General features: G+C 39.1%; 16 protein-coding genes. 8 read left to right on the forward strand and 8 right to left on the reverse strand.

What is annotated here, in order from left to right; all coding sequences use genetic code 11:
- Nucleotides 1-201: 201 nt before the first annotated feature.
- Nucleotides 202-1893 (reverse strand): glycoside hydrolase family 10 protein, encoded by a 1692-nt coding sequence (locus BN35_RS02050; protein ID WP_028901203.1) that lies wholly within the window; start codon nt 1891-1893, stop codon nt 202-204.
- A gap of 244 nt (nt 1894-2137) precedes the next feature.
- Between BN35_RS02050 and BN35_RS02055 the strand changes: the two genes are divergently transcribed.
- The 6 genes from BN35_RS02055 to BN35_RS02080 all read left to right on the forward strand — a co-directional run bounded on the left by BN35_RS02055 (nt 2138) and on the right by BN35_RS02080 (nt 6807).
- Entirely contained in the window at nt 2138-2623 is a 486-nt protein-coding gene (locus BN35_RS02055) for an outer membrane beta-barrel protein (RefSeq protein WP_025072645.1), read from the forward strand.
- On the forward strand, nt 2624-3235 hold the full coding sequence (recR, locus tag BN35_RS02060; protein WP_028901204.1) for a recombination mediator RecR: 612 nt from the start codon (nt 2624-2626) through the stop codon (nt 3233-3235).
- A gap of 68 nt (nt 3236-3303) precedes the next feature.
- The gene (locus BN35_RS02065) at nt 3304-3753 is read left to right on the forward strand and encodes a hypothetical protein (RefSeq protein ID WP_025072644.1); all 450 of its coding nucleotides are present in this window, start codon (nt 3304-3306) and stop codon (nt 3751-3753) included.
- A 9-nt stretch (nt 3754-3762) separates the two neighbouring features.
- The gene (locus BN35_RS02070) at nt 3763-4962 is read left to right on the forward strand and encodes a glycosyltransferase family 2 protein (protein ID WP_028901205.1); all 1200 of its coding nucleotides are present in this window, start codon (nt 3763-3765) and stop codon (nt 4960-4962) included.
- 17 nt (nt 4963-4979) lie between these two features.
- Nucleotides 4980-5498 carry a GNAT family N-acetyltransferase gene (locus BN35_RS02075; RefSeq protein WP_025072643.1) on the forward strand — a complete coding sequence of 173 codons (519 nt, stop codon included), beginning with the start codon at nt 4980-4982 and terminating at the stop codon, nt 5496-5498.
- A gap of 181 nt (nt 5499-5679) precedes the next feature.
- Nucleotides 5680-6807: an SGNH/GDSL hydrolase family protein gene (locus tag BN35_RS02080; protein ID WP_044071081.1), complete on the forward strand. Its 1128-nt coding sequence runs from the start codon at nt 5680-5682 to the stop codon at nt 6805-6807.
- 706 nt (nt 6808-7513) lie between these two features.
- On the opposite strand, the gene mnmE is transcribed toward BN35_RS02080, so the two are convergent.
- From mnmE to BN35_RS02125, 7 genes are all read right to left on the reverse strand, one after another.
- Complete coding sequence (gene mnmE, locus BN35_RS02090; RefSeq protein ID WP_044071084.1) at nt 7514-8950, reverse strand: tRNA uridine-5-carboxymethylaminomethyl(34) synthesis GTPase MnmE; 1437 nt, start codon at nt 8948-8950, stop codon at nt 7514-7516.
- Between the two features lie 216 nt (nt 8951-9166).
- Nucleotides 9167-10042, reverse strand: coding sequence for a nucleoside phosphorylase (locus BN35_RS02095; RefSeq protein ID WP_025072639.1), 876 nt, complete (start codon nt 10040-10042; stop codon nt 9167-9169).
- Between the two features lie 13 nt (nt 10043-10055).
- Nucleotides 10056-11186, reverse strand: a complete 1131-nt coding sequence (locus tag BN35_RS02100; RefSeq protein WP_025072638.1) for a hypothetical protein — start codon at nt 11184-11186, stop codon at nt 10056-10058.
- 784 nt (nt 11187-11970) lie between these two features.
- Nucleotides 11971-14508 carry an ATP-dependent Clp protease ATP-binding subunit gene (locus tag BN35_RS02110; RefSeq protein ID WP_025072636.1) on the reverse strand — a complete coding sequence of 846 codons (2538 nt, stop codon included), beginning with the start codon at nt 14506-14508 and terminating at the stop codon, nt 11971-11973.
- Nucleotides 14509-14567: 59 nt separating this feature from the next.
- A complete protein-coding gene (locus BN35_RS02115; RefSeq protein WP_025072635.1) occupies nt 14568-15233 on the reverse strand; it encodes a tetratricopeptide repeat protein in 666 nt (221 codons plus the stop codon).
- 16 nt (nt 15234-15249) lie between these two features.
- Nucleotides 15250-16506, reverse strand: a complete 1257-nt coding sequence (locus BN35_RS02120; protein WP_025072634.1) for a M64 family metallopeptidase — start codon at nt 16504-16506, stop codon at nt 15250-15252.
- Between the two features lie 9 nt (nt 16507-16515).
- Nucleotides 16516-16893, reverse strand: a complete 378-nt coding sequence (locus BN35_RS02125) for a 2-amino-4-hydroxy-6-hydroxymethyldihydropteridine diphosphokinase (protein WP_025072633.1) — start codon at nt 16891-16893, stop codon at nt 16516-16518.
- A gap of 90 nt (nt 16894-16983) precedes the next feature.
- Here BN35_RS02125 and BN35_RS02130 point away from each other — a divergent pair, with 90 nt between their 5' ends.
- Nucleotides 16984-17901 carry a glucosaminidase domain-containing protein gene (locus BN35_RS02130; RefSeq protein WP_025072632.1) on the forward strand — a complete coding sequence of 306 codons (918 nt, stop codon included), beginning with the start codon at nt 16984-16986 and terminating at the stop codon, nt 17899-17901.
- A 272-nt stretch (nt 17902-18173) separates the two neighbouring features.
- Nucleotides 18174-19139 (forward strand): methionyl-tRNA formyltransferase, encoded by a 966-nt coding sequence (gene fmt / locus BN35_RS02135; RefSeq protein WP_025072631.1) that lies wholly within the window; start codon nt 18174-18176, stop codon nt 19137-19139.
- The last annotated feature ends 320 nt before the right edge of the window (nt 19140-19459 follow it).

Consider the following 19459-nt stretch of genomic DNA (forward strand, 5'->3'; position numbering starts at 1 on the left):
TTAAGTCAATATTCTAACTTGAAAAGACGACTTTTTGGGTAAAATCAGCCCATTTTTGTCTGTCGTTTGTCTATTGATTTTTTCTATTTTGCAGATTTTCAATAGTCGTTTTTTGGTAAAATGATAAGACAAAAAGCCTCTACTGTCTTACCAAGAATGATAAGAAAGCAAGCAAGAAATGGTAGGCAGATTGTTATAAAATTACCTCAGAGAATTTCTTTTCACCATAAAGATACCCAAGCGATGAGTGTGGTTGTATCGATCCAACGAGCGTAGGGTGTACATCCCTTCGGGGAGCGTAGAGATATCCGCATATTTCCCTTGGTAGACACGGGTGGTAATCATCGTTCCTTGCAATGATTCTATGAGTACAAAAGTGGCATCCAATGTCTGTCCTTTTGCTGGGAGTTCCACGTGTTTGCCATCACAATAAAGTAGTCGCGTGGTAGCCCTTACGCTTGCATCGTTGCCTTTGTGCGATTGTATGGCATCACTTTCGTTGCCGTATCTATCCATAGCGGTGACCGCATAAGCCAGTGCTGTCGCCTTGGGCAGTTGTAGGGTAGTGCTTTGAACACGAGTAGCAATAAGGTTACGGGCATCGTGAATATCCACAGGAACCTGTCGGCTGGCATAAATGTTATAGACAAGATAAGGCGCATTGCTTCGATCTTTGGCACCAGCCCACGATAAGGTAGCTGTCTTTTCGTCCCACTTCAGTTGTGTGGGAGGTAGCGGAGGGGTGGCATATTGCCATGTCATTGCAGGAATGAGGGCAGGATAGCGACAAAAATCGTTGGATGCAAAATCGTATATTCCTTTCACGTTATCGGTTAAAAACTTGCCTCGGAAGTAAGCATGCCCCATGCCATACTGCCTTATCACTTGCATTTCTTGACTAATGACTTGTAAGGGCCAGTTGCGTTCGGTGGGAGACATGAAATAAATTCCTAATCCTGGCACAATCATCCGCCCGTGACTCTCTTCTTTCCAGTTGAGTGCAAAGGGATAAAACTGGTCGCCCTTAAAATACATCATGGGATAGAGCTGGTCCATCAGTCCTTCTTTTAACCACGCTTGCGCATCTTGGCACACTTTAGAATAGGCATTCCAGCCATGACTCCAATATCTGGGCAGGTCATTGTATTTACCAATTGGCGAACAACTCATTTTTACCCATGGCTTCAATCGTTTAACTTGGTCGTGAATGGCTTGTACGATATTCGTGATATGCTGGCGAGCGGTGGCTTTATTGATTTGGATTCGCCATGTTTCGGGATATCTGATATAATCCAGATGGATGCCGTCAATATCGTAATTACGGGTGATTTCTTCACAAAGATTTGCCAAGTAAGTGGCAGTCTGTGAACTTTCAGGATTCATATAGCCCTCGTCTTTATCCTTTTTAATCATTTTAGGATATTTCCTTTGTAAAGATTTACAGCCTAAACCTCTCCATTTTCCAACAGGTATGGTGACAATCCACGCATGCAGTTCCATGCCACGCTGATGACATTCGTCGATGATAAATGCCAAGGCATCATACCCCGGAGATTTTCCCGGTATGCCAGAGAGACACCCGTCCCAAGGCTCATAAGCAGAAGGGTAAATCACTGTTCCTCGAACACGAGTCTGTAGCAGTACGGTGTTGATGCCTGCACGTTGATATTGGTCTAACAACGTGCGTAATTCTTGTTTCTGCCTTTCTACTGTATAGGTTGTTCGAGCATAGGTATGTGGCCAGTCCAATCCTCCAATCGTCGTGAGCCAAACAGCTCTAACCTCGTATTTAGGAGAAGAAGAGAGAGAGTTTTGTAATGAAATCTTGTTGGGTTGGGCATATATAAATAATGTGGAAAAGCTCCACATCAGCATCCATAAAAATCGTTTCATCCAGTTTGTTGCGTGAAATTTAATATTGCTCACAAAGATACTTATATTTTTTTAGTTTTCAAATATATTATGTACTTTTGCAACATATACCTAAAAGGTTTGCCTTTACATGATTCGTGAGTACTTCAAGTTTTCATCTTTGACAAGCAGATGAGGTACTTGGCAGAAGAAAGCATGGCGGGCAACTTGATAGGTAAAACGACAGACGATTAAAAATTAACAATAATAACGTAATTGAGTAAAGATGAAAAAGCTGATTACAATGATTGCAGCACTGCTCTTGACCTTGACAGCAAGTGCACAGTTTGAACAAGATAAAGTCTACATTGGTGGCGCATTGAGTGGATTTAATCTGAGTTACAGCGGTTTGGATAAGTTTAACTTTGGTGCACAGGCGCATGCAGGTTATTTAGTAGAAGACAATCTCATGTTGTTGGGAACTGTGAACTACCAACACAATGGTAATGAAACGGTGCCTGATTATATTTCCGCAGGAGTAGGAGGGCGTTATTACATTGTTCAGAACGGAATCTATCTGGGTGCTAACTGCAAATTTGTGCATGCGTACCATAATTACAATGATGTTATGCCTGGTATTGAGGTGGGCTATGCGTATTTTCTTAGTCGCACGGTAACAGTAGAACCTGCTATCTATTATGACCAGTCGTTAAAAGATCATAGCAATTATTCCACGATAGGATTTAAGTTAGGGATAGGCGTTTATTTGTAAATGGAGCAGCAATATCCTTCGTTACTCCTCGAAAAAGCGGTTAGTGAATTTGCAAAGCTCCCTGGGATAGGGCGGAAGACAGCCTTGAGATTAGTGCTGAACATGCTTCGGCGAGATGTAGAAGAAGTGGAGCAATTTGTACAGGCTATCTCAACGATGCGCCATGACGTGAAGTTCTGTCGCCAATGTCATAACATCAGCGATACAGATATTTGCCCGATTTGCGCTGATTCTCGTCGAGACGCATCCACGATTTGCGTTGTGGAGAACATCCAAGACGTAATGGCTATTGAAAATACCATGCAATATAGAGGATTATACCATGTGTTGGGAGGACTAATTTCGCCCATGGATGGCATTGGTCCCGACCAGTTGGAGATTCAATCCTTGGTTGAGCGAGTGGAAGCTGGCGGCATTTCAGAAGTCATCTTAGCTCTCAATTCTACCATGGAAGGTGATACCACCAACTTTTACATCTCTCGTAAACTAAATAGTTCAGAGGTTAAGCTAACAGTGATAGCACGAGGTATTCCTATAGGTGATGAACTTGAATATACCGATGAAGTTACTTTAGGGCGTTCTATACTCAATCGCATTCCTTTTGAGCGTTAATATAGATGTAAGACTTCGTTCAAAACGCGCGCTTAGGTCTTTTTACAAAATCATCAAATAAAGGGTATATGAAAAAATTAAATCGTGTACAAAAAAAGTTGCTGGCACAGTTTTTTGTACCGCTGATATTGGCTTTGGGACTCATTGTCTTGTTTGAAACAGAAACATTGGTACCCGGTGCTTGTACTGAGCAAAGTCAGACGGAATTTATTTGGTTGTCTGTCATGGAAATAGTGACTATCTGTTGCATTCCTCTTTCTTTACGATTGTTTAAGTTCAAAAAGATACAAGCAGCTTTGCAGCACCCAGCGGCATCGCTAAAAGCACTCCTCGTTTGGGGAAGTTGCCGACTTGCAATGCTAACAATCCCCATGCTCGTCAATACCATCTTGTATTATCTTTTCATGAAAGTGGCATTTGGATATTTGGCTATCATTCTCTTTCTTTGTTTATTTTTTATCTTTCCCTCAATCGAGCGTTGTATGCAGGAAACAAAAGATGTAAAACAAAACGATTAAAAAATACGAATGCATACTTTAGAACTATCTGTCATCATCGTCAACTATAATGTAAAATATTATGTTGAGCAATGTCTTGTCTCATTGCAACGGGCATTACAAGGCGTTGAAGCAGAAATCTTGGTCGTTGACAATGCGTCGCAAGATGGTTCTGTAGCGTATTTGAGTGACAAATTTCCGCATGTAACCTTTATCAGCAACAATCATAATTTAGGTTTTGCACGTGCCAATAACTTGGCTATTCGACAAAGTAGGGGGAAATATGTCTTGTTGTTAAATCCTGATACCATTGTGGGTGAAGACACTATCCGGCAACTTGTTGACTTTATGGACGAGCAATCGAAGCTCGGTGCAGTAGGGGTGAGGATGATTTCTACGCAAGGTAGCGATGCAAAAGAATCAAGGCGTGGCATTCCTACGCCTTTAACAGCCTTTTACAAGATGTGTGGGCTGTGTGCAAAGTACCCTCAACACAAACAATTTGCACGTTATTATTTAGGACATTTGCCTTGGGACAAACCTGCCGAAATAGAAATCGTGAGTGGTGCTTTCTTTGCCGTTCCCCGTACTTCTTTAGAAGATATCGGTTTGTTAGATGAAGACTTTTTTATGTATGGCGAAGATATTGATTTGTCATACCGACTTTTGAAGGGCGGTTATCACAATTGGTATTTGCCTTTAAGAATACTTCATTACAAAGGAGAAAGTACACAGAAGTCTTCTTTTAAGTATGTTCATGTCTTTTATGAAGCGATGCTCATCTTTTTCCAAAAGCATTTTGGGGGAATGAGCTTGTTCCTTAGTTTACCAATAAAGTTGGCTATCTACTTTAAGGCAACCATTGCTTTAATCCAAATGCAAATAGGTAAGACAAGGAAAAGTTTGGGATTGTTTCATCCACAGCGATATACGCCTCCTTTTTATGTCTTTATTGGCAGTAGTGAGTCGATGTTGAAATGCCAGAAAATTGCTGAAAGAAAAGGATTGAAAGCCAAATTTATGGTAGCCACAGCAGCAGAATACCCTGAAGGACATCTTGCATTTGAGTTACCACAAGCATCAGAGGTATGTGTTGTTTATGATATTGAGGCTTATACATTTAGTCAAATATTCCATATATTTTCAAAAGGTCCACAATCTCATGTTCATTTAGGTACATTCAATCCCATGAACGAAATCGTGATTACTCCTTCTGAAATATTAAAATAAAACGTTGCTTAGCACTTATGGCAAATGTTGTTTTGAGGGCGATGGAGCCAGAAGATTTAGACTTGCTCTATCAAATAGAAAATGATACAAAACTTTGGAACATTGGATTGACGAATGTTCCATATTCTCGTTACGTATTACACGATTATATTGCCACGTCTTCTGGTGATATTTATACCGATAAACAAGTAAGGTTAATCATTGAAAACGAAGAACATCAGACGATAGGGTTGGTGGACATCATGAATTTTAATCCTCAAAACAGACGAGCAGAAATGGGGATTGTGGTACAGGAAGCCTTTAGACAGAAAGGGTATGGAAAGGATGCCATACAAAAGGTGATGAGATATGCCAAAGAGGTTCTCCATTTGCACCAATTGTATGTCGTGGTCAACTCTTCACAGAAGCTCACCATCGGACTGTTTCTTCGCATGGGATTCAAAGAAACCTGCCAACTCATAGATTGGTTGTATGATGGTGAGGTGTACCACGATGCCACCTTATTGCAATGTTGTTTATCATCCGAAAACAAATAGAGCGATATCTGTAACTGTTTGTGAGATAAAAGGTTCTCTGTTCTTTTTTACTCAATCTTCTTTCATTTCATAAGTTTCTTGTTGTAGGGGTCGTATCTTTGGTAATAAAATAGTATTTTTGTAGAAGTACGATTCATGGCTGAATTGTACATCTATTCACCACTAAAGATTATTTTTAAGCATGTTGAAGAAACTCATTTGTTTTTTATTGATTGGATATTACTTTCCAACACTATATGCACAAACCGTGTGGTATCATCCACAAGAACAAAAGGACATGCCGATTAGCGGAAGAGGCTGGGGTAATGAAATCGGAAAAACGTATCATCGTTTTCCCATTCGGTTTAGGAAAGAGGTACGTGAAGCACTGTGGAACCTGTCTGAAAATAGTAGTGGGCTTTATATTGACTTTACAACAGATGCTACTGACATCGCTGTGAAATATACGGTTACATGTCCAAAGAGTCTAAACAACGTGGGTACAATGGCTACCAGTGGTATTGACCTTTATCGAAGGAATGCGCAAGGTGAGTGGAATTTCTGTTCTTGTTTTGGCTCATTCAATTTTGGTAGCAGCGTCTCAGACACCATTTCTTATCATTATCAAAACATAATTGGGGAAAAAGACAGTGCTGCCACATTCAGACTTTATTTACCTCTTTATAACACGGTGTCGTCTCTACAAATCGGCATACCAACAAATAAGCATCTTACTTTCACGCCCATCAACTCATCGAGGCCCATAGTTGTCTATGGAACTTCGATTGCGCAGGGAGCTTCTGCATCTCGCCCTGGCATGTCATGGAGTAACATTTTACAACGTAAACTCGATATTCCTGTATTTAATCTTGGCTTTTCAGGAAATGGAAGATTGGAGTCAGAAGTCTTCCGTATCATGGGAGAGTTGACAAACGCTCGTCTTTTTATTATTGACTGTATTCCGAACATGGATTCTCCCGAGCGTGTGGATAGCATATATCCACGCATAATAGCTGGTGTTCGCTATCTACGCTCCAAGACTTTGGCTCCCATACTATTGACAGAGCATTGTGGATATACCAACAGTTTGACTCAGAAAGGCTTACGGGAACAAGTCCTTAAAGCCAACAGTCTATTGTATAAAGCTTATATGGAATTAAAATGTCAGGGCATAAAGAACTTAGAATATCTCACAGCCAATGAAATAGGAATCATTAATGACAATGACAGTCAAATAGATGGAGTACATGCAACGGACATCGGCATGAGACTTTATGCCAATGCTTATATAAATAAGATACGTTTGATGCAGGAGAATAAGAGCAAATAACGAAGATTCTTACCAGTTGTCAATGAAAGTCAGACGGAGTATATACGCATGTAGCGCTGTGCTTTGAATCATTCACAAATTAATGTAGTACATCAGTGTAAGACGCACCATAGGTACAATCTGGGAGAATGCAAAGTTTCTTTTGATGCTTCTTAAGAGGGCGGTGATTAGCAAATTGGCAATTAATAAAAGTTTTACCGGACAGCATTTATTATATATTGATATTCTTTAGTTTGATTATTCTTAAAATCCTTGAAATCAATCTTTTGGAAATGTGTGACCTACAGAGTTTGTTAGTATACTTTAAGGGATTAACTAAAATTCATTTGTTAAGTGACAATAAATAAAAGAACCATCAGGAATATTACCAAGAAAACATAAAAGAATAATCCCAATCGATATTCTTTCTTTGTCAGTAACGCCTCGTGTTCCTTCATTTTTCTTTCAGGAAATAGAAACCACGCCAAAGAATATAGGGGTACTGCTAACATTGCACCTATTAAATAATCTCCTCCTTTTGAGCCTGTATGCCAAAAACTTAATATATCCTTGGCATCTATTAAAACTATTATTAGAAAGAATATAAACGTAAGAAGTATGAGGATATTAGTTAACGTAGCAAAATAGGGAATACTCTTATTAAATCCTCTCATATTATAACGATATAAACTTGCTATAATTTTATACATAGGTAAATTCAGCTAATTTACTTTCCAATGCAGAAATGTTGAAAGATATTATTCAGTACCTCGTGTGTTGTGATAAGGCCGCCAGTAATTTCTGCTAAATGCTCAAGACATAATCGAAGGTCCTCGCTCAATAAGTCTCCAGATAGCTCAAGATCAAGTCCTTCAATCACGCGTGAAATGCTTTCTTCTGACCTTAACAAGGCGTTGTAATGGCGTGTGCTGGTTACAATGACATCATTTTCGGTTACTTCAGGTACTTCCGCTACTTGACATAAAGTACTTCTTAATAAATCCATATTCGTACCGAGCTTTGCAGATAGTTGTAATGAAAACCGTTTTTTTGCATTTCTCTCATTACTTTTTTGGTTGATTATATTCTCAAAAACGGATAAGGTAGGTGTTGGTGATATGTCCATTTTGTTTTGAATACAAATCAAACTCTTGTCATTTATTCTCTTTAGCAAAGCATCTACTTCTTGCTTCGTTGGTGTTTCATCCATCAGCCACAAAACAATTTTTGCTTCTTCTATTTTTTGATAAGTTCGTTCAATGCCTAAGTTTTCAATTTCATCTGTTGTTTTCCGAATACCGGCTGTGTCAATAAATCTAAAAGTAATGCCATTAATTTCGGTTGTGTCTTCAATCACGTCACGCGTTGTGCCATGAATATTGCTAACAATAGCTTTGTCTTCCTCTAATAATTGATTTAATAGTGTGCTTTTCCCTACATTGGTTTTTCCAATAATAGCTACGGGAACTCCTTGTTTTACGGCATTTCCTGTTTCAAAAGAATGTGCCAAAGTGGTAATTCGATTTTTAATTTTATGCGCCAACGCAAGTAATTCGTCCCGATTTGCAAACTCTAAGTCCTCATGGTCGCTGAAATCTAATTCCAATTCGATGAGAGAAGTCATCTTGAGAAGTTCGTTTCTGAGTGTAGCCAACTCGTTGGAGAAGTTCCCTTTCAGTTGACTCATAGCTGCATGATGTGTAGCACGATTGGTAGAAGCAATCAAGTCGGCAACAGCTTCTGCCTGACTTAAATCTAACTTTCCATTAAAGAAGGCACGCTGTGTGTATTCACCGGGTGCAGCCTGTCGACAGCCTTCTTTGATAAGTGTTTCTAAAATGGTTTTGATGATGTAACGAGAGCCATGACATGATATTTCAACAGAATCTTCCCCCGTGTAAGAATGAGGTGAACGAAAAACCGATAGCAAAACGTCGTCTATTGTTTCTTGCTGGCTATCAACGATACGCCCATAGAGGATTGTGTGCGATTTTGCGTCATGAAGTTTTTTATGTTTTGATGTTACGAAAACCTTATCAGCTATCTTAATGGCATCTTTGCCCGATATTCTAATGATTCCTATGGCTCCTCCTGCTGGGGTTGCTAAGGCACAAATGGTGTCTTCTGCCTGTAAATGCTGTTGGTTATCCAAATCTTTTACCATGTTCAATGTTCAATTTCTTTTGTCTACGTTCAATATCTATATTCCAGCATTTGTACTTCAAAATGCTGAATGGGGCTTAAAATCAATTAAAAACGTTCTTTAGCACAAAGTGCTTTTTGATGGTTAGGCTGTTTTTTGTACACACTATTTTCAAATAATACACTTTGTGTCTAAGAACAAACTTCGAACTGCAATGAATAAAGCTGACAATTAAGTCTAAATTCTATCAAGAACTGTTTCTATCAATCCATCAATCGAATTCTTATACTCTACATTTGCCTTTAATGCTCGTCGGTTAGCAATTACCATACAACAAGTTACAGCCTTATGGCCCATTAACTTTGAAAGTCCATGTAAGGCACTGCTTTCCATTTCAAAGTTTGTAATTCGATGCCCATTATATTCAAAATTCTCGATTTTTTCATTTTGGTGAGGGTCTGCTAAAGGCACACGAAGCACTCTACCTTGCGGACCGAAAAAGCCTCCGCATGAGATCGTTACGCCACGAACCATGTCATTGCCAGCAATACGGTTCAATGTTTCCTCATCAGAATCAATGACATAAGGGGCTCCTTTTTGTGGACTCCAACTCATGTGCTTGACAAATGCTTCCTCGAAAGCCAAGTCACACACCTCATTCCTTCCTGCGTAGTAGTTCAAGAGCCCATCAAACCCAATGCTCTTTTCGCTGGCAATATAGGTTCCTTCTGGCGTATATTCCTGAAGTCCTCCACAAGTTCCGATACGAACCAAGGTTAGCGATTTGAGAGGTGATTTCTCATACCTCGTCTTAAAATCTATGTTTGCCAAGGCATCAAGTTCATTCACAACAATATCAATGTTGTCGCAACCGATACCAGTGCTCAGTACGGTAATACGTTTGTTTTTATAGTGACCAGTGATTGTATGAAATTCGCGATTGTGAATATCACACTCTTTTTCATCAAAGTGCGATGCAACGAGCGAAACTCGCCCAGGGTCGCCCACTAAAATAACTTTGTCTGCCAACTGTTCTGGTTTAATATGCAAATGGAAGACACTACCATCTTTATTGATAATTAACTCTGATTCTGCAAAATATTTTTTCTCCATCTTGTTTAAGCTTTTATTGAGTGAGTAATCGGTTTTCTTCATTTCGAAGTTGTTTGGCAAAATTCATTATTTCAATGCGTTGTGACTGTATCGCTTTTTCTGCTTTTAATAGAATTGGGCGCATCTGCAATTTCCCCGACATGTCAGATGACTGATATTGTGAACGCAACTGCGATAAAGTTTCTTCATTTGCTGATAGTTGTTTCTTTAATTCTAACAACTGTTGATACAGTTTTTTTGTTTTTTCACTTCTAAAATCATTGATGCTTTGATACACCGTATGGTCATTGATAGGGAAGTAAAATTCTTGCTTTTCTGTGCTTCGTTGCCTTTCGTTCGTTAGCAATTTAAGTCGCTGCAATGCTGCCTCACGATTGCCAAACTTCCATGTTTCTTGAATACTTGTTAGCTTTGCATAAGCTTCAAGTTGCTTCTCAGCAATATTATCAGCAGTAAAATTCTGCCGTGGCATGGTAGGAACGAAGGTATAGATACAAACTTTCCCTTTGGGTTGAAATCTATCCGACACCAACCAACCTAAGCTGTGTACATCATCAATAGCTAACAAATAATCGTTTGCCGTAGAATTAAACGGAAGTCCATAGTTCTCTGGTTTATAATAAGTTCCACTTTCCTCGTTAAAGAGAGTCATGAAGATGTCGTAACCTCCAATACTCTTGTCGCCTTTTGCAGAAAAAAAGAGGGTGACTCCATCTGATAACAAAAAAGGAAATTGCGCATCTTTTACTTCTTCATCCAATTCTTTTAATTGTTTAGGTTGACTCCAACTGTCGCCTAAATAGTCTGTAGAAAATAAATGGAAGCCGTGAATAGAATCCCCATCGGCATAGATGCGGTGGTTTTTGAGTTCGTTTGTATAAGTAAACCGTTTATCAATGAACTCGAGCGTACCTGCATCACTACTCAAAGGTATTTTAGAGAAAAAGTTGTTTTTGTCTACCACCATACTATCTACGAATAACACTTTCGCTGTTCCAGAAAGCATTGTCTCGAAGAGGTGCTTTTGAGATAAAGCCTTTTCTTTTTGAACAGGACTAACTCCTGCTCGTACATGGCTATTGTCAGCTATTGTGTAGGTAGGGTAGCCTGTGAATAATATGATTAAGAATAATAAATATTTCATTGATTTTTCGTTTTCACAAAGATACAAATTTTCTTTGAACTATAAAGTAAAGAATAAAAAAATGCAGAAGATATATCAAACTTCTGTTTTACAGTCATGGTATCGTGCCCTAAAAAAATCTTTCACCCTGTGGATTTTGAAACTATCATTGGCGGAAGCTTACGGTTTCATGGAAAGATAATAAATGCTGAATTTTCTTTACAAAGTGCCTCTCAAAACTCGCGTGAAAACAATCAACGGCAATGTTGGTCGCAAATACGCTAAAAATGAGAAAGTTTCATAATCTATTGCTATTGAATATGTTACGATTGTTTCCTTTCTTTTCTGTTCGATTTATACCACTTTTTGGCGACTAAAGCATTGGGTTAAGCCTGTTATTTGCATGCTTTAATGCTGCTAAGGCATGTGAATAACACCTCTAAAGAGTGCTTCCAAGGGTGTTAAATCAATATTCTAACTTGAAAAGGTGTCACATTTGTTAAAATCAAGGTATTTTTGTCGTTCGCTTGCCTATTCATTTTTTCTATTTTGAAGATTTTCAATGGTCGATTTTTGGTAAAATAACAGGACAAAAGCCACTCCAAACTGTTGCCAAGAATGATAAAGTGTAAAAGAAACGGCTCTTTCTTTAATGAAAGAGCCGCAATAGAACTTGTGTGATGTCGGTGTATGTATTGTCTATTGTCAAGATGACATATTAGGGAAACTGAACTTCTTTAAGCAGGTAACAACCGAGATTGGTGGCAGCTGTTAGCTGCCCACCTGTTCTCGCTTGAGTGTTCCTTTACTTGAACACCAGTTCCTCTTTAACAGTACTCTTTTCGATTGAAATAGTATCACCCAAATGGAGTTCTCCAGACAATATCAGTTCTGCTATTTTATCTTCTATATATGTTTGAATAGCTCTCTTCAAAGGTCGTGCTCCATATTGTACATCGTAACCCTTTGTAGCAACAAACTCTTTGGCTTTCTCGGTAATTTTAATCCGATAACCCAAATCCTCCATGCGCTTGAAAAGACCAGTCAACTCTATATTGATAATCTTCTTGATAGCATCTAAATCAAGTTGGTCGAAGGTGATAATCTCGTCCAAACGATTCAAAAACTCGGGTGCAAATTGCTTGCTTAGACTTTTTTGTATGATGGCACGAGCATACTCTTTGTCTTTTTCATTCTGACTTAACCCCAAACTTCCACCAGCATTAAATCCGACACCACGTCCAAAGTCTTTTAGCTGTCGAGTTCCAGCATTGGATGTCATAATGATGACAGTATTTCTAAAGTCTACGAGTCTGCCATTTCCATCTGTCAGTCTTCCCTCGTCCAAGACTTGCAGCAACATGTTGAACACGTTTCCATGTGCTTTTTCAATCTCATCTAACAGGATAATAGAGTAGGGATGTCGCCTTACTTTTTCAGTCAACTGTCCTCCTTCCTCATATCCTACGTAACCAGGAGGTGCACCAACAAGCCTTGAAACATTGAAACTTTCGGTAAATTCGCTCATGTCAATTCTAATCAAGGCGTCTGTGGAGCCAAACATGAACTCTGCTAATTTTTTAGCCAAGTACGTTTTACCCACTCCAGTAGGTCCCAAGAACATAAAAGCTCCAATGGGGTGGTTCGGATCTTTGAGTCCGATGCGGTTTCGTTGTATCGCCTTCACCATCTTTTCAATAGCCATATCTTGCGCTATTACCTGATGTTTCAACTCATCTGCCATTCCTTTGAGTCGAATGCCCTCTGCTTCAGCCATCTTTTGAACAGGAACACCCGTCATCATGGATACAACATCAGCAACGTCTTTTTCTGTGATACGTGTGCGTTCTTCCGATTTCTCGTTCAACCATTTGTTGTTGAGGTCTTCCAATTCTATCTCAAGTTCCGTTTGCTTATCTCTATAACTGGCTGCCAATTCAAAGTTTTGGTTGCCTACCGCCTCTTGCTTTTTAGTCGTTACGGTGCTTAGCTCCTTTTCCTTTTCCGTGATATAGGCGGGAACTTCTGCATGTTGAAGGTGTACTTTCGAACCAACTTCGTCCATGGCATCAATAGCCTTGTCAGGAAAGAATCGATCGGTTACATATCTTTCTGTCAATTTGACACAAGCCAAGAGGGCATCATCGGAATACTGAACATGATGATGATCTTCATATCTATCTTTGATGTTATGGAGTATCTGCAATGTTTCCTCCTGATCTGTCGGCTCTACCAATACCTTTTGGAAGCGCCGCTCTAATGCTCCATCTTTCTCAATAGAGTTTCTATATTCATCTAATGTCGTTGCTCCAATACATTGGATTGTACCACGTGCCAACGCTGGTTTCATGATATTTGCAGCGTCCATGCTACCGGGTGTACTGCCTGCACCAATCAACGTATGTATCTCATCTATAAAAATGATGATATCAGGGTTTTGTTCCAGCTCCTTTAATAATGCACGCACTCTTTCTTCGAACTGTCCTCTGTATTTAGTGCCTGCCACAATCGCAGTCATGTCAAGGCTAACCAATCTTTTGTTGAACAGCACGGGAGAAGTTTTACGCATGGCAATGAGTTGTGCCAATCCTTCCACAATCGCACTCTTACCAACACCAGGTTCTCCGATAAGTATCGGATTGTTTTTCTTGCGCCGCCCTAAGATTTCGACAACACGGAGAATCTCTTTCTCTCTACCAATGACAGGGTCGAGCTTAGAAGATAGTGCTGCGGCTGTAAGGTCTGTAGAAAAATTATCAAGAATAGGCGTCTTGCCGTTTCCTCGTTTATTTTGGAGCGTCGTTTTTGCCCCAGAACTCGCACCCATGTTGGTTGAATCTCCATGGTTGCTAAATGATGTATCTTCCTCTTCATCAGGCAAATCCAGTCCACTCTTGGTGGGCTTTGCCATCCGTTGAAGGTAAGTAAATGTATCTTCGTAATTCATATTGTTTAATTCTAAAACCTGTTTGGCACCATTATCTACTTGGTCATGCAGAATTGCCAATAGCAAATGGTGCACATCTACAGTTTCTGAGTGTTGTATTCTTGCTTCTAAAACAGCTAACTTCAGAATGTTGCTTGCTTTTTCATTGAGCACCAACTCTGATGTATTGAGGGGTTGGTGCATTTCTTCCTCTCGTAATCTGTTTTCAAGTTCTTCCTTAACCGTAGGTAGATGAATTTTCAACCGTGCAAATACGTCTTGAACAGGGCTGTTTTTTTCTCTCAACATTCCTAATAACAGGTGTTCAGGACCAACAGACCGACTGGCAAGTCGTGTGGCTTCCTCTCTGCTAAAAGCAAGCACCTCAGATACTTTTGGTGAAAACTGACTTGTCATATATCTTTTACCTTTCTTTTCTTGTTATATTATTATTATCGAACAAAATTCGTGCCAATTTATAAAATACGTTGAATGCTAATATGAGAGCTATCGCTTAGTTGGACTGTTTCGGTGACAATTTCCAGATGCTTTCTACATCCTCTTAGCATTTTGGGTAGTTGTACCAGTCGTTGTCTTTTTTGTTGCGTCACTCCAAATTGTCGATAATAGGAGAGGGCACTTGAGAAATATTCGTATGCCGTTAGCCACTGATGCTGATAAAGATAAGAAAAACCCAATCTATAATACGCATCAGCTTTTTCGTTGGCATGGCATACATTGAGAAACATCTCAAAATATGTGATAGATTCTTGATACTCTTTCAGCAGGAAATGGCTTTCAGCATTGGCATAGTAATAAACAGCCTGCTCAGCAGGAGCCAATACGTGGAGTGCTGAGCTTACGGAGTCAAGATAGTTGCACGCTTCAGCATAGTTCCAGAGTTGATAATGGCACAAACCAATATATGCTCGGTACCTCGGATTCAGTTGATATTCTTTATCAAGTTGATGAAAGAGATTGAGCGCTTCCTGATATTTTTCGCTTTGAAAATAAGCCAATGCCATTTTCAAGCGTTCCGTGTCGTCAACAGTTGGACTGAGAGAAGGAACACTTCCTCTCATTTGATGAGGAATAGCCCCAAACGCTATGAGCCATAAGAGGACGAAGAGCTTTTGCTTCATGGGCGATTTACACTTTTTATTGCGTATAAAAATCAATGACACGTTGAATGGCTCGTTGACATACTGGGCAAAAATCTGGCGTCTCATTATCGCGCATTCTACAATGTAATGCGGGTCTATAGACACCTTTCAGAGCGTAACCTGCCCCTTCGAATAGTCCTATTGCTGAATTTTTACCTATGAGGTCTTTCCATTTTTCATCAAAGTTTACTTTTGTTGTGATATTAGGCTCCCAAGGTTCAACATCCGTAGGATACATATCAATGCTTTCAAAATCGTAAGCATATTCATCGGCAAGTCCTGCAAAGCTATGCCCAAACTCATGAACAACAACGGGTTTGAAAGAAGGATGGTGCGTCATCGCTAAATTATATGAGTTCAAAATTCCCCCTCCACCATATTCGGGTGTGTTTACTAATATAATAATGTGTTCATAAGGAGTGCCTGCCAACCAGTCGTGAACCGTTTTTAATCGTAGGGTAGTGAGGTATCTTGCACTATAAAACGTGTCAAAATGGGATTGGAGTGCTGTATTTTTCCAAATTCCACGTGAAGGAATACTGGTTCCACTCTCTTCAGAGGGTGCTTTAACAGCAATGATGTTAAATTTATCTTTCATCGAACGATAAGGTTCATGTGAAAAAAACGCATCCGTTGCTTTTTGTGCATCATGCAAAAAAACGTCCATTTCATCGCTCTTATAACCCTCAGCAAGGTAGGCGATATGAATACATCGAGTTGTATCTTTGGCTTTTTGAATTGTTTGATACGGTGTGATATGTTTCTCTCCAATGTGCCTTATCAAGATGTCTGACGGTGCGACGGTATGCGTCAGCTCTACAAAAGGGTTACGGCGATTGTTGTTCAGTCGTATTGTAATATCAACAGTATCTTTGGGCAGAGGTATTAAAAATACATTTTCGAACGATTTCATCGAAGATTTTGCTTCATCGTAAGTGAGCCATTCTTGAAAAAGAGTTGAAAAAGAGTTGCGATAGATGACCATTTTCGATTGATGATCACGAACGATAATCTGCCCATTTCCTTCCATGGGAACTTGCGATAGCCGCTGTCTTTTGCCATACCAATGGGGAAGAGAATGAAGTTGGTCGACAGCGATTTGTTGATGAACCGCATTACCAGAGAAAATGTAGTCGATTCTTAATGTACTGTCACAAAAGTAAGTCGCAAAGTTTTGTCCACAAGCATTACGGGGTATTATTGTTCCAATAACAGAAAGAATAAAAAGATAAAAACACTGACAATATCTCATAATAAGTCTTTAATAATCAATTTCTTGAATCAATTCCTGAATGTAATTTCTTTGCCAATCTTGCTCATGGAGCTTATGTGTACAAAACATTAGGATGTCAATATCCATCTGTATCTTTTGATGAGCACGATCTGTCTCCGTATTTCCACAAGCTTTTTCTATATTCTTTAATATTTGTTGTACGTGTGGTAAATCTTCATCTACTTTCGCATAGGCTAAGCAATTGTAGAACAAATCAGTATCCATACCAATGGGTTTTGTCCATTTCGATTTGGTAAACAGTATATCATGCCATGTCTTACGTAATAAATTCATGGCTTTCAGCATGTTCTGCTTCTGGTTGACGTTTGTGCCAAGAGCTATCAGCAATTTTTGTTTGTCACTCATATTGGCAAAAATACTAATAATTATTAAACACATTCCTTTTTATTGTGCTTTTTTATGATTTTATGTAACTTTGTGGCAATGAGTAGTGACATGAAGAAAATTATAATGCTCACACTTCTATTTGTTGCGTCCGTCCATTCATGGGCGCAAATGAAGTGGAATCAAGCTTACCAGCTCTATATCAATCAGTATAAAGATTTGGCTATCAAAGAGATGTTGAAGTATAAAATTCCTGCCAGCATCACTTTAGCACAAGCTGTCTTTGAAAGTGGAGCTGGAAGAAGTCGCTTGGCTCGCTTGGGAAATAATCATTTTGGTATTAAATGTCACGACTGGCTTGGTAACACGATAAATGAAGATGATGATGAGTTTGGCGAATGCTTCAGGGCATACGACAACCCATTGCATAGTTTTGAGGATCATAGCAAATTTTTGGCTAATAGTCCTCGCTACCGAAGTCTCTTTAGCTTAAAACAAACAGATTACAAAGGATGGGCGCATGGCTTGAAAGCCTGTGGATACGCCACTAATCCTCAATATGCATACAAATTAATTGAACTGATAGAGCTTTACAAGCTATACGTGTATGACCAAGCAAAGGGTTATGATAATTTTATGGCAGATGAGGCCAGCATCCGAACCAATGTCAATAATTCCCAGCCTTTGCATCCAATAGCAATGTTCAATGATAATTATTATCTACGAGCTCGTCAGGGAGATACTTTCAAGCTCATAGGCAAAGAAGTTGGCATATCATATCGAAAAATTGCAAAATATAACGAACGCCATAAAAACGACCCCTTACAAGAAGGTGAAATTATATTCTTAAAGAAGAAACGCAAGAAAGCTCCAAAAGTATTTAAGAATCATCCACATATAGTAAAGCCTGGAGAAAGCTTGTACATCATTGCACAAATTTATGGCATGCGACTTTCAAGTCTTTATAAACTCAATAACTTTGATCCGGATCATTCCATTAAAGTTGGTGACAGCATCCGTGTTTATTAACAGCTTTATCAGATGCATGATTCGTTGAATAGTGAAAATAAAAAATGAGAAGTACATCCTAAAATTGCACATCATTAAGAAATATTAGAATGTGAGTGTCTTCACAATGAAGTAATACTTTTAGTTTCACTTCATGATGAAATGAAAACATCAAAACAAAAGAGCTTAGATAACCAAGATAATCGTTATTATGATAAATATAATAAATAAAAAAGGTTTTTGACATCAAACTAAAGAACTAAAAAAGAACGATAAAATTATAAAAAAGCGAGATGAAAAAAGAAGACTTGCGAATTATATTTATGGGTACGCCGGAGTTTGCTGTTGCGTCATTGCAGGCACTTGTGCAAGGCGGATATCATGTAGTAGCCGTAGTTACTCAACCTGATAAGCCTGTTGGTAGACATCAACAAACCTTACAAGCTTCAGAAGTAAAGAAATATGCGCTATCCCAAAACCTCCCCGTACTACAACCTGCGAAACTCAAAGACCCTGAGTTCTTAGCACAGCTTGCTGATTACAAGGCAGATTTACAGGTGGTGGTAGCTTTCAGAATGTTGCCAGAAGTTGTCTGGAGCATGCCACGATTTGGGACATTCAATGTGCATGCCGCCCTTCTTCCTCAATATCGAGGCGCAGCACCCATTAACTGGGCGATTATCAATGGTGAAACAAAGACTGGAGTGACCACGTTTTTCTTAGATCACAACATTGATACAGGGCGCATTATCATGCAGAAACAGCTTCCTATCCCTGAGGATGCTGACGTAGAATGTGTATATGACAAACTCATGGTGTTAGGAGCTGAAATATGTGTGGACACGATAGACCAATTATTGGCTAATGACGGAAATATTACAGCAACGCCACAGGAGCAATTTGTTCGGTCGGAACATCATTTGCGTCCCGCTCCTAAAATTTTCAAAGAAACATGCGAAATCAATTGGAATCAATCCGCTAAAGACATTTATAACTTTGTGCGTGGTCTGAGTCCTTATCCCGCAGCATGGACTACTTGGAATGTCAGCAAAGACGATCCAACGAGCAAACAGGTGATGATCAAGATTTACAAGACACGATTAACAGGTGAAGCTACCACAGAGAAGCCCGGTTCAATCAATACAGACCAAAGAAGAATATATGTAGCAACCACCACCGAATGGCTTGAAATTACAGAATTACAGATGGCTGGCAAAAAGCGAATGAATGCTAAGGATTTCCTCAATGGTTGGAGATAAAGTTGTGATGCGTTAAAGACATCGGCAAGCTTTGAATTGTTGGACTCATAAAGAGAAGCAAGTTTTGCTCTATCAATTATCGCCATATATATGTTGGTTAGAAAATATAAAAATATTTTTTATCTTCAAGTAGAATTAAAAAAACTTATTATCTTTGCATGATATTTTTATTGTATGTCGAACTACGATAGACAATGAATCTTTCATTAAGGCGTAATGGCTTGCTCAAAGCTTGCAATGTGTACAAATCATATGCCATTGCGTACGCCATAAATGATTATCATTCATAGAGATACAATACTAATCAATTCGCTATAAAA

The organism is Hoylesella timonensis 4401737 = DSM 22865 = JCM 15640, assembly GCF_000455445.1.
GTDB lineage: Bacteria > Bacteroidota > Bacteroidia > Bacteroidales > Bacteroidaceae > Prevotella > Prevotella timonensis.

Coding starts and splice junctions, on each gene's coding strand:
- mnmE (WP_044071084.1), bottom strand. CDS start 8,950: ATGGTAAAAGATTTGGATAACCAACAGCATTTACAGGCAGAAGACACC.
- BN35_RS02070 (WP_028901205.1), top strand. CDS start 3,763: ATGCATACTTTAGAACTATCTGTCATCATCGTCAACTATAATGTAAAA.
- BN35_RS02095 (WP_025072639.1), bottom strand. CDS start 10,042: ATGGAGAAAAAATATTTTGCAGAATCAGAGTTAATTATCAATAAAGAT.
- BN35_RS02055 (WP_025072645.1), top strand. CDS start 2,138: ATGAAAAAGCTGATTACAATGATTGCAGCACTGCTCTTGACCTTGACA.
- BN35_RS02100 (WP_025072638.1), bottom strand. CDS start 11,186: ATGAAATATTTATTATTCTTAATCATATTATTCACAGGCTACCCTACC.
- BN35_RS02110 (WP_025072636.1), bottom strand. CDS start 14,508: ATGACAAGTCAGTTTTCACCAAAAGTATCTGAGGTGCTTGCTTTTAGC.
- BN35_RS02125 (WP_025072633.1), bottom strand. CDS start 16,893: ATGAGTGACAAACAAAAATTGCTGATAGCTCTTGGCACAAACGTCAAC.
- fmt (WP_025072631.1), top strand. CDS start 18,174: ATGAAAAAAGAAGACTTGCGAATTATATTTATGGGTACGCCGGAGTTT.
- BN35_RS02120 (WP_025072634.1), bottom strand. CDS start 16,506: ATGAGATATTGTCAGTGTTTTTATCTTTTTATTCTTTCTGTTATTGGA.
- BN35_RS02075 (WP_025072643.1), top strand. CDS start 4,980: ATGGCAAATGTTGTTTTGAGGGCGATGGAGCCAGAAGATTTAGACTTG.
- BN35_RS02115 (WP_025072635.1), bottom strand. CDS start 15,233: ATGAAGCAAAAGCTCTTCGTCCTCTTATGGCTCATAGCGTTTGGGGCT.
- BN35_RS02065 (WP_025072644.1), top strand. CDS start 3,304: ATGAAAAAATTAAATCGTGTACAAAAAAAGTTGCTGGCACAGTTTTTT.
- BN35_RS02080 (WP_044071081.1), top strand. CDS start 5,680: ATGTTGAAGAAACTCATTTGTTTTTTATTGATTGGATATTACTTTCCA.
- recR (WP_028901204.1), top strand. CDS start 2,624: ATGGAGCAGCAATATCCTTCGTTACTCCTCGAAAAAGCGGTTAGTGAA.
- BN35_RS02050 (WP_028901203.1), bottom strand. CDS start 1,893: ATGAAACGATTTTTATGGATGCTGATGTGGAGCTTTTCCACATTATTT.
- BN35_RS02130 (WP_025072632.1), top strand. CDS start 16,984: ATGAAGAAAATTATAATGCTCACACTTCTATTTGTTGCGTCCGTCCAT.